The organism is Methylobacterium sp. A49B, from assembly GCF_053346215.1.
In genome coordinates, this window is record NZ_JBKFBO010000140.1 from 89,893 (window position 1) to 100,224 (window position 10,332).

8 protein-coding genes are annotated in these 10,332 nt (G+C 69.2%); 7 read left to right on the forward strand and 1 reads right to left on the reverse strand.

All coding sequences use genetic code 11. From position 1 onward, the window contains the following. Positions 1-53 precede the first annotated feature (53 nt). On the reverse strand, positions 54-536 hold the full coding sequence (locus tag ACLBX9_RS29305; protein WP_447721372.1) for a nucleoside deaminase: 483 nt from the start codon (positions 534-536) through the stop codon (positions 54-56). A gap of 1,143 nt (positions 537-1,679) precedes the next feature. On the opposite strand from ACLBX9_RS29305, the gene ACLBX9_RS29310 reads away from it, so the two are divergent. From ACLBX9_RS29310 to ACLBX9_RS29340, 7 genes are all read left to right on the forward strand, one after another. Then, positions 1,680-2,462: an antibiotic biosynthesis monooxygenase gene (locus ACLBX9_RS29310; RefSeq protein WP_447721373.1), complete on the forward strand. Its 783-nt coding sequence runs from the start codon at positions 1,680-1,682 to the stop codon at positions 2,460-2,462. A gap of 1,019 nt (positions 2,463-3,481) precedes the next feature. Continuing rightward, positions 3,482-4,378 (forward strand): LysR substrate-binding domain-containing protein, encoded by an 897-nt coding sequence (locus ACLBX9_RS29315; protein ID WP_447721374.1) that lies wholly within the window; start codon positions 3,482-3,484, stop codon positions 4,376-4,378. A gap of 268 nt (positions 4,379-4,646) precedes the next feature. Then, positions 4,647-5,396 carry an SDR family NAD(P)-dependent oxidoreductase gene (locus tag ACLBX9_RS29320; RefSeq protein ID WP_447721375.1) on the forward strand — a complete coding sequence of 250 codons (750 nt, stop codon included), beginning with the start codon at positions 4,647-4,649 and terminating at the stop codon, positions 5,394-5,396. 17 nt (positions 5,397-5,413) lie between these two features. Then, on the forward strand, positions 5,414-6,274 hold the full coding sequence (locus ACLBX9_RS29325; RefSeq protein ID WP_447721376.1) for a transketolase: 861 nt from the start codon (positions 5,414-5,416) through the stop codon (positions 6,272-6,274). Then, entirely contained in the window at positions 6,271-7,290 is a 1,020-nt protein-coding gene (locus tag ACLBX9_RS29330) for a transketolase family protein (RefSeq protein ID WP_010684222.1), read from the forward strand. Before ACLBX9_RS29325 ends, ACLBX9_RS29330 begins: the two co-directional genes overlap by 4 nt. Before the next feature lie 177 nt (positions 7,291-7,467). Beyond that, the gene (locus ACLBX9_RS29335; protein WP_447721377.1) at positions 7,468-8,484 is read left to right on the forward strand and encodes a TRAP transporter substrate-binding protein; all 1,017 of its coding nucleotides are present in this window, start codon (positions 7,468-7,470) and stop codon (positions 8,482-8,484) included. Between the two features lie 10 nt (positions 8,485-8,494). Beyond that, positions 8,495-10,332 (forward strand): TRAP transporter large permease (locus ACLBX9_RS29340; RefSeq protein ID WP_447721378.1); only part of this gene is annotated, 1,838 nt, incomplete at its 3' end.

Consider the following 10,332-nt stretch of genomic DNA (forward strand, 5'->3'; position numbering starts at 1 on the left):
GGGCGGGATCGCCAGCGCGCTTCCGGCCGGCGGCCATGTCGCGGGCGCTCCTCTCAGTAGGGGACGCGATCCGCCTTCTGCGCGTACTTCTTCCAGACCTCGACAGCCTCTTCGCGCATGATCTGCTGAGTCGGGATCGAACGCTCCCCGACATCCTTCTTGAGCTCGGCGTAGATCATGCTGTCATCGAAGCCGCCGTATTCCAGCGCATCTTCGACCTGCGCGGCGTAGTAAATCCGCTTGATCCCGGCCCAGTATGCCGCGGCCATGCACATGGGGCACGGCTCCGCGCTGGTGTAGAGCGTCGCATCGCGGAGCTTGAAGCTGCCCTGCGCCTTGCAGGCCTTGCGGATTGCCTCGATCTCCCCGTGCCAGGTCGGGTCGTTTTCCGCCACCACCCGGTTGGCGCCTTCCGCGATGATCTGTCCGTCCTGAACGATCACGCAGCCGAACACGCCGCCGGCACTGTCCACCAGGGAGGTCCGCTCGGACAGGGCGATCGCCCGAGCCATGAATTCTTCGTGCTTGTCAGCCATGTGACCCTCTACGCGGCAGGCCCGGTCGATCGAATGTATTCAAGAGCCGCACACAGTCGATCGTCGACCTTGCGCTGCACGCGCATCCCGTCAGCCGGATGAGATTTCAAACACCTTGACCAGCGACTGCATGTCTGCACGTCCACATCAGGAAGAGATTGGACCGGGACGCCTCGCGACGAGATAGGCATGGCCATAGAACGCTCGTCAACACCCCCTCCGCCATGACTGAAACCGGAAAATAAAAATACCACCGACAGCAATATCTCCGAGCCAACCAGCGAGTTTAACCCGGCGGAAAGTCGAATCCGCGACGGACCTATCAGACATTACCGCCGAAACGGTGGTTGCACACGGCCGGTCCGGAGGTCTTCGACACGCAGGAACAAGAAAGATTCTTCCCCGCCGACACGGGTGACAGCGCCGGCATCCGCCCTTGCGGCCGAGGCGGCTGGTCGCATCGTGGATCGTGACGCGGACCGGGGACTCATTGATTTGGTTGTCGCCTTGTCTCATGGCACCGGCGTACAAACCGGTTTACGGCGAAACACCCACCCATCTCGATTGTAGAGTTCGGTATTGCCGGCTTCTGCCGGCGATCACCTCACGGAGCGATATGCTTGGCGCGGCGATGAGCATTCACACTTTCATCAATCGCGCCACTCGATAATCTCTTGACCGACATTCGACGTCCCAGGCTTACAGACTCGGACGCAGCCGCGTCGCCGGTCGAACGGCGGAGGGATCATGCACCTGCAGTCCTCGATGTCTCCGCTGCGCACGGACGGAGATGTTGCGCCCTTCGAAGCTCGTCGATGTCCCGGCACCCGCCCCGCTGGACCGAGGCTGCAGGTCCGCGGGGATCGCGATCGCCGGAGCGGGGGGATGGGCGGGCACGACATCGATGACGGCCCGTCGACCGCTCCGTCTTGGCAGGCACCACGAGTCGCGCGACGGACGCGCCTCCGTCCATGAACGGGACAACGACGTCGGTCAGTATCGTGACCCAGACGACCATCCACCCGGACAGCGCCGACGCCTTCGCCCGGTGGCAGGCCGGGACCCACGCGGTCGTCGCGTCGTTCCCGGGCTTCATCGAGCAGCAGCTGATGCCGCCGCGGCCGCCCCCTGCAGGTGGATTGGGTGATCCTCCAGCGCTTCGCCACCCTGGAGCACGCCAAGGCGTGGCTCGCCTCTCCCGAGCGGCAGGCCCGCATCGCCGGGACTGCGCCGATGCTGGTGGGCCGCGACGACGTCCACATCGTCAACGACAGGGCCAGCGCGGCCCGGACCGCGCCGGTCAGCGCTGTGATCAGCACCCGCGTGAAGCCCGGGATGGAAGCGGCCTATCTGGGATGGGAGCAGAAGATGGCCGCCGCGCAGTCGAAGGCGCGCGGCCTGCAGGGCTACCGGTTCGAACCGGCCGTTCCGGGCGTGCAGGAGGATTTCGTCGCGATCCTGCGGTTCGACAGCGACGCCAATCTCCAGGCTTGGCTCGCCTCCCCGCAGCGCCGCGCGCTGATCGCGGAGGCGGCGCCGCTCACCGCGGAGTTCCACACACGGACGGTCCAGAGCGGCTTCGAGCAGTGGTTCCGCGAGGTCGCACCGGCCGGCGCCGCGCCGGCCGCGTGGAAGATGAACATGATCGTCGTGCTGACGCTCTACCCGACCGTGTGCCTGTGGGGGCTCCTCGTCGGCACGCCGATTCTCGCCCAAACCCTGAAGCTGGATTTTCCGATCGCGCTGTTCGTCGGCAACGTCTTCAGCGTGCTCCTCACCTCCCGAATGGTGCCCTGGGCCGCGAAGCGACTCAGCTGGTGGTTGTCCCCGGATCCGGAGCGACGCGCCCGAATCGACCTGCAGGGGGCGCTCCTTGTGGCCGCGGCCTACGCGATCATGATCCTGATCTTCTGGACGCTGCCGTGACCGGGCGAGGCGACGCCTGCGGGCTGGGCGTCCCGCGGTGCCGTCATGCGTGGCCGACCACCTGTGCTGAGAGCGAGCCCTATGGCTTGGATCAGTCTCGCTCGGCCCACAGATCGCACCGCGACAGGCCGAGGCGTCGGCGGAACCCGCGGTTGAACGTCAGGACATCGGTGAAGCCGCAGGCCTACGCGATCGGAGCGATCTTCAGCTTGCCGTCCCGTGGTGCTCTGAGACGCATCCGCACGCGATCGGGGCGCGATCTGCATTCCGTTCGCGTCGGCGACGCAGATGGCGCTTGGACCGACCCGCACACGCGGTCGTCATTCAGCCGGGCGATTGATCTATGTTAAGCGTCAAGCGCCGAGGCAGTCGATGGCGGCCTCGACGCGCCACGCCCGCCCGACGCTTCCTCCAGATGGTCTGGGCGGGCGTGGATGCCGTCTGACAAGACATCCCGCCCAGACGCGAAGACGGTGCCTGTGGGCAACAGCTCCGCGCGATCACGCATCGCTTTCCGATCGTGATTGTACGAAACTCGACACTTGCGCTCTATCCTGTCCCGCCGGGACGCTTCGAGGGGGAGCGACCGGCCTTCTGCGCCCGCCCGCTCGGCACCCAGCGATCGCGGGCGGGCGTGGATGCTGGCGAAGTCGTGAGATCTCATCTCTTCGCGCCCAGGTTAACCTCAGGCACCAGCTTCGCGCTGGCTCTCCACGCCCCTTCGGCGACTCTTCCCCCTCAGAGCGACGAGGGGGCGTGGATGCCCTGGCCGACGCAGCGCCGTGATCGACGAGTCCGTCGCAGGGACGTGCCGCGGGGCTTGAACGGACCGGCCGATTCGCATCGGATGGAGCCGCGCTGGTCGTTCCTGCAGGCCCCGGGAGATCTTCCCGAACGGCAGCGGGGCGGGCGCTGCTGGTCCGGACGGATCTCGTAACGGCCCACGGTTCAGGGCTCGACACGGCGGTGCGGGCAGCGGCAGTTGCCAAGACGCGCGCCCCTGCATCATCGTGGGTTGAATGCGCCCGCCCGTTCCGCTCTCCGCCGTCCGCACGTTCGAGGCCGCCGCGCGGCGGCGTTCGTTCAAGGATGCGGCGGGCGAGTTGAACCTGACGGCGAGTGCCGTCAGCCACGCCGTGCGCAAACTGGAACAGGCGCTCGGGGTGCTGCTGTTCGAGCGGGACAGCCACGGCATCGCCTTGACGGCGGCGGGCGAAGCGCTCCTCGACCACGTCAGCCGTGCCTTCGAGGAGATGAACCGCGGCTTCGACCTCGTGGCGACCCGCGCGCCGCAGCTGCTGCGCCTGCACTGCGCCCCGAGCTTCGCCGCGCAATGGCTGACGCCGCGGCTCGCCCGCTTCATGGCCGGGAATCCCGATTTCGAGGTCCGGCTCGCCGCCGGCATGGACTATGCCCGCTTCATCACGGACGAGTTCGACGCCGACATCGTGTACGGGCCGCCGCGCGGCGAAGGGCTCGTCGTCATGCCGCTCGGCCAGGAGACGGTGACGCCCCTGTGCGATCCGACGCGGGCTGCCGGCATCCGCGAGCCGACCGACCTCCTCCGCCAGCCGCTGATCCAGAGCGACAACAAGCGCGTGCGCTGGCCGGTCTGGTTCGAGCGCAACGACCTGCGCGCGCCCCCGCCCTCCGGGCTGCGGTTCGACCGCAGCTTCCTGGCCATCACGGCCGCCGCCGACGGCCTGGGGGTGGCGCTCGAATCGACGTTGCTGGCCGAGCGGGAACTCGCGAGCGGGCGCCTCGTGGCTCCCCTCGCCGAGAACGCCACCAATGTCCGCTACAACGGGCACCATCTCGTGTTCCCAAGCGTGACGCGTCGGCGGACGCCGTTGCGCGTCTTCGCGCGCTGGCTCGCCGACGAACTCGGCGTCGCGCTGCCGCCCGAGATCCGCTGACGACGCGCCTGCGCGCCGCCGGATGAATTCTGTTCATGCCGGCCTGAAATCTGCGCGTTTGCCGCATCGGCCCGTCTGCGGCACGGTCAGCGCAACGAGATGAGAGGAAACGATCCGGAGCCGGCCGCACCCGTCGCGGGTCGCAGCCAGGTGAACGGGCCTCATGCCGGGCCGGTCGTGCCGCCCGCGCAGATCGCTTCGATCTCCCGTCTCGGAACAGGCCGAGCGCCGGAACGGCTTCAGCCTCCGGCGCACGAGGGAGACGACCATGGTTCTGAAGGACAAAGTCTGCGTGATCACCGGCGCCGCCTCGGCGCGCGGCATCGGCAAGGCCACCGCCCGGGTGTTCGCGGCGCAAGGCGGCCGCGTGGTCATCCTCGACCTCGAGGCCGGTCAGGCCGAGGCGGCGGCCCGCGAGATCGGCCCCGGGCATCTCGGCCTCGCCTGCGACGTCACCGACCGGAAAGCCTGCCAGGCGGCCGCCGACGAGGTGGTCGCGCAGACCGGCCGCATCGACGTCCTCGTCAACAATGCCGGCATCACCCAGCCCCTGAAGCTGATGGAGATCGCGGCGGCCGACTACGAGGCCGTCACCGACGTGAACCTGCGCGGCACCCTCTACATGAGCCAGGCGGTGATCCCGGCCATGCGGACCCAGCGCGCAGGCTCGATCGTCTGCATGTCCTCGGTCTCGGCCCAGCGCGGCGGCGGCATCTTCGGCGGCCCGCACTACAGCGCCGCCAAGGCGGGCGTGCTCGGCCTCGCCAAGGCGATGGCGCGGGAATGCGGGGCGGACGGGATCCGGGTGAATTCGGTGACGCCCGGCCTGATCCAGACCGACATCACCGGCGGCAAGCTCACCGACGACCTGCGCGCCGAGATCATCAAGGGGATTCCGCTGGGCCGTCTCGGCGTCGCGGAGGACGTCGCGAATGCCTGCCTGTTCCTCGCCAGCGACCTGTCGGCCTACCTCACCGGCACGGTCATCGACGTCAACGGCGGCATGCTGATCCACTGAGCGGAGAGATCGGACCCATGGACACCCTCGTCGATACGCGACCCCGCGAGCGCGCGAACGTGTCGCTCGCCGACCGCGCCTACCGCATCCGCCGCAACGCCCTTCTGATGGGCGAGGTCCAGGGCCAGGGCTACATCGCCCAGGCGCTCGGCATCTCCGACGTGCTGGCGGTGAGCTACTTCCACGCCTTGACCTACCGTCCTGAGGATCCGGAATGGGAGGGCCGCGACCGCTTCCTGCTCTCGATCGGCCACTACGCCATCGCCCTCTACGCGGCGCTGATCGAGGCCGGCATCCTCCCCGAGGACGAACTGACGAGCTACGGCGGCGACGACAGCCGCCTGCCGATGTCCGGCATGGCCGCCTACACGCCCGGCATGGAGATCACCGGCGGCTCGCTCGGCCACGGTCTCGGCATTGCCGTCGGCATGGCGCTCGGCCTCAAGCGGAAGGCGTCCAAGAGCTTCGTCTACAACCTGTTCTCCGACGGCGAACTCGACGAAGGTTCGACCTGGGAGGCGGCCATGTCGGCGTCGAGCTTCGGCCTCGACAACCTGATCGGCCTCGTCGACGTCAACGGCATGCAGGCCGACGGGCCGTCCCGCGGCGTCCTGAACTTCGAGCCGCTGGCGCCGAAATTCGAGGCGTTCGGCTGGTTCGTCCAGCGCGTCGACGGCAACGACATCGACGCGCTCGTGCGGGCCTTCGACACCGCCCGCGCCCATGACGGCCGCTGCCCGCGCCTCGTGATCTGCGACACGAAGATGGCCAAGGGCGTGCCCTTCCTGGAGGAGCGCGAGCGCAATCACTTCCTGCGGGTCGAGCCGAGCGAATGGCGTCAGGCCCTGGCGGTTCTGGACGAGGGGAGGCTCCAGTGAGACGTTCGAAGTACGAGAAGCCCGCGCCGCGCGCGGGCGGCGGCGCCAAGACCTCGGCGATGATCGCCTCGCTGGCCGCCCCCGGTCAGCGGACCAAGCCGGCGCCCTTCGGGAACGCCCTGGTCGAACTGGCGAAGACGCGCCCCGACATCGTCGGATTGTCGGCGGACCTGGCCAAGTACACCGACCTGCACATCTTCGCGCAGGCCTATCCGGACCGGTTCTACCAGATGGGCATGGCCGAGCAGCTCCTGATGAGCGCGGCGGCCGGCCTCGCCCGCGAGGGGTTCACCCCCATCGCCACCACCTACGCGGTGTTCGCGGCGCGGCGGGCCTACGACTTCATCTGCCTCGCGATCGCCGAGGAGAACCTCAACGTCAAGATTGCCTGCGCCCTGCCGGGCCTGACCACCGGCTACGGCCCGAGCCATCAGGCCACCGAGGATCTCGCGATCTTCCGCGGCATGCCGAACCTGACGATCCTCGATCCCTGCGACGCCCACGAGCTGGAGCAGGTGGTGCCCGCCATGGTCGCGCATCACGGGCCGGTCTACCTGCGGCTGCTGCGCGGCAACGTTCCCCTCGTGCTGGACGAGTACGGCTACAGCTTCACGTGGGGCAAGGCCAAGACCATCCGCGACGGGCGCGACGTGCTGATCATTGCCTCGGGGCTGATGACCATGCGGGCGCTGGAGGTCGCGCAGGACCTGGAGCGCGACCGCGTCGACGTGGCGGTCCTGCACGTCCCGACCATCAAGCCGCTGGACGAGGAGACCATCCTGCGCGAGGTCGGTCGCGGCGGCCGGCTCGTCGTGGTGGCCGAGAACCACTCCGTGGTCGGCGGGCTCGGCGAGGCCGTGGCGGGGCTGCTCCTGCGCACGGGCACCGTGCCGCCGGGCTACCGCCAGGTCGGCCTGCCCGACGCGTTCCTCGACGCGGGCGCCCTGCCCACCCTGCACGACCGCTACGGGATCTCCAGCGAGGCCATGGCCCGCAGCATCCGCGGCTGGCTCTGAGCCACCCTGAAGCGGGACGTGCCTTCGGCCTGTCCCGTCGTCCAGCCCCATCCCACGAGCGCCACGGGCGGCGCACCATCCATCCGGCGAGGTCATCCGGCGAGACCGGGTGACGATCCCGACTGACCGGGAACGGCGGCGACCGGACGGCATGCCCGAACCACCAGGGAGTGAAACATGCCAGAGGCCTTCCTCAGCCGCCGCGGCCTCATCGCGGGCGCGGCCGCCCTTCCGCTGTTCGGCATCCTGACCCGGCGCGCCGAGGCCGCAGAGTTCGTCTACAAGCTCGCCACCGGCCAGGACCCGACCCATCCGGTCAACATCCGCGCGCAGCAGGCCGCCGAGCGCATCCGCGAGGCGACGAGCGGGCGCCTGGAGATCCGGCTGTTCCCCGCCAACCAGCTCGGAGGCGACACGGATCTGCTGGCCCAGGTCCGCAGCGGCGCCGTCGAATTCCTGAACCTCGCCTCGTCGGTGCTGGCGACCTTTCTGCCGGTCGCGACCCTGCCGAATCTCGGCTTCGTCTTCCGGGACTATCCCAGCGTCTGGGCCGCCATGGACGGGCCGCTCGGCACCTACGTCCGCGAGCAGATCGGACACACGCCGGTCCTGACCGTGTCGAAGGTCTGGGACAACGGCTTCCGCCACATCACCGCCTCCACCCGCGAGATCCGCAGCCCGGACGATCTCCGCGGCTTCAAGATCCGCGTGCCGCAGGCGCCGATGCAGACCTCGCTGTTCCGGGCGCTGAGCGCGGGCGCCACACCGATCAACTTCAACGAACTCTACTCAGCCCTGCAGACCAAGGTGGTCGAGGGTCAGGAGAACCCGCTTCCGATCACCGCGACGACGCGGCTCTACGAGGTCCAGAAGAGCTGCAGCCTGACCGGCCACATCTGGGACGGCTACTGGATCCTCGGCAACAAGCGCGCCTGGCTGCGCCTGCCCGAGGCGCTGCGCGCCGTCGTCTCCCGCGAACTCGACCGATCGGCCGACGACGAGCGGGCCGACATCGTGGCGCTCAACGCCAACCTGCGCACGACGCTCGCCGCCAAGGGCCTGAGCTTCATCGATCCCGACCGGGAGGCGTTCCGCGACGCCCTCGGGCAGACCGACTTCTACAGGGACTGGAAGGCCAAGCTCGGGGACGAGGCCTGGGCCCAGCTCGAAAGCGTCTCCGGAAAGCTCGTGTGAGGGGCCCGCCATGCAGCTCGATGCTCAACTTGACCTGACCCTTCCGTCCGCGTCCCTGGAGACAGCGGCCGGTCCGTCCCGGCTCCGCGCCTTCGATCGCGCCCTCGGCCGGATGATCGAGATCCCGGCGGCGATCCTGGTCGGCCTGGAGATCGTGGTCCTGCTGGCCGGCGTCGTCAGCCGCTACCTTCTGCACCGGCCTCTGGTCTGGTCTGACGAATTGGCTTCGATCCTGTTCCTGTGGCTCGCCATGCTCGGCACGGTCATCGCCTACCGGCGCGGCGAGCACATGCGCATGACCGCCTTCGTCGGCATGGCCTCGCCCCGCGCCCGGGCCTTCCTCGAGACCCTGGCGATCGTCTCGGGCCTCGTCCTGGTCGGGCTGCTGCTCGAGCCGGCCGTCGAGTTCGCGATCGAGGAATCCTGGGTCCACACGCCGGCTCTCGATCTCGCCAACACCTGGCGTGCCGCCGCCCTGCCGGTCGGGTTCGCGCTGATGCTCGCGACGGCCGTCGTGCGGCTCGTGCAGGAGAGCGACTGGCGCCTGACCGGGGCGGCCCTCCTCCTCGGGGGCTGCGCCGCCGCCGGGCTCGCCGTCCTGTCGCCCACGCTCATCGGTCTGGGCAACCTGAACCTGATGGTCTTCTTCGTCCTGGGTGTCGGCGCCCTGGTGTTCTCCGGCGTGCCGATCGCCTTCGCCTTCGGCCTCGCCACCTACGCCTACCTGATGACGACGACGCACGCCCCCGCCATGGTGGTGGTCGGGCGGATGGACGAGGGGATGAGCCACCTGATCCTGCTGGCCGTGCCGCTGTTCGTGTTCCTCGGCCTGCTGATCGAGATGACCGGCATGGCCCGCGCCATGGTGGGCTTCCTGGCCAGCCTGCTCGGCCATGTCCGCGGCGGCCTGCACTACGTGCTGGTCGGCGCCATGTACCTCGTCTCCGGCATCTCCGGATCCAAGGCCGCCGACATGGCCGCCGTCGCCCCCGTGCTGTTCCCCGAGATGAAGGCGCGGGGCGCCAAGGAGGGCGACCTCGTGGCCCTGCTCGCCACCACCGGCGCCCAGACCGAGACGATCCCGCCCTCGATCGTGCTGATCACCATCGGCTCGGTCACCGGCGTGTCGATCACCGCCCTGTTCACCGGCGGCCTCCTGCCCGGCCTCGTGCTCGCCCTCACCCTCTGCGCCCTGGTCTGGTGGCGCTACCGCCGCGAGGACCTGCGCCACGTGGCACGACCGTCGGGGCGGGTCATCGGCCACGCCTTCCTGGTGGCGATCCCGGCGCTGGCGCTGCCCTTCGTGATCCGCTTCGCCGTGGTCGAGGGCATCGCCACCGCCACCGAGGTCTCCACCATCGGCATCGTCTACGCCGCGCTGGCCGGCCTGCTGATCTACCGCCAGTTCGACTGGCGGCGGCTCTACCCGATGCTGGTGACCACCGCGACCCTGTCGGGGGCGATCCTGCTGATCATCGGCGCGGCCACCGGCATGGCCTGGGCGCTGACCCAGTCCGGCTTCTCGCAGACGCTGGCCGAGGTCATGAAGGGCCTGCCCGGCGGCGCGCTCGGCTTCCTGTTCGTCTCGGCCGCCGCCTTCATCGTGCTGGGCTCGGTGCTGGAGGGCATCCCGGCCATCGTGCTGTTCGGCCCGCTGCTGTTCCCGATCGCCCGGGCGGTGGGCGTGCACGAGGTCCACTACGCCATGGTGGTGATCCTCGCCATGGGCATCGGCCTGTTCGCCCCGCCCTTCGGCGTCGGCTACTACGCCGCCTGCGCCATCAGCCGCATCCACCCCGACGCCGGCATGCGCCCCATCGTCGGCTACATCCTCGCCCTGCTGGTCGG

Coding starts and splice junctions, on each gene's coding strand:
- ACLBX9_RS29320 (WP_447721375.1), top strand. CDS start 4,647: ATGGTTCTGAAGGACAAAGTCTGCGTGATCACCGGCGCCGCCTCGGCG.
- ACLBX9_RS29315 (WP_447721374.1), top strand. CDS start 3,482: ATGCGCCCGCCCGTTCCGCTCTCCGCCGTCCGCACGTTCGAGGCCGCC.
- ACLBX9_RS29325 (WP_447721376.1), top strand. CDS start 5,414: ATGGACACCCTCGTCGATACGCGACCCCGCGAGCGCGCGAACGTGTCG.
- ACLBX9_RS29335 (WP_447721377.1), top strand. CDS start 7,468: ATGCCAGAGGCCTTCCTCAGCCGCCGCGGCCTCATCGCGGGCGCGGCC.
- ACLBX9_RS29305 (WP_447721372.1), bottom strand. CDS start 536: ATGGCTGACAAGCACGAAGAATTCATGGCTCGGGCGATCGCCCTGTCC.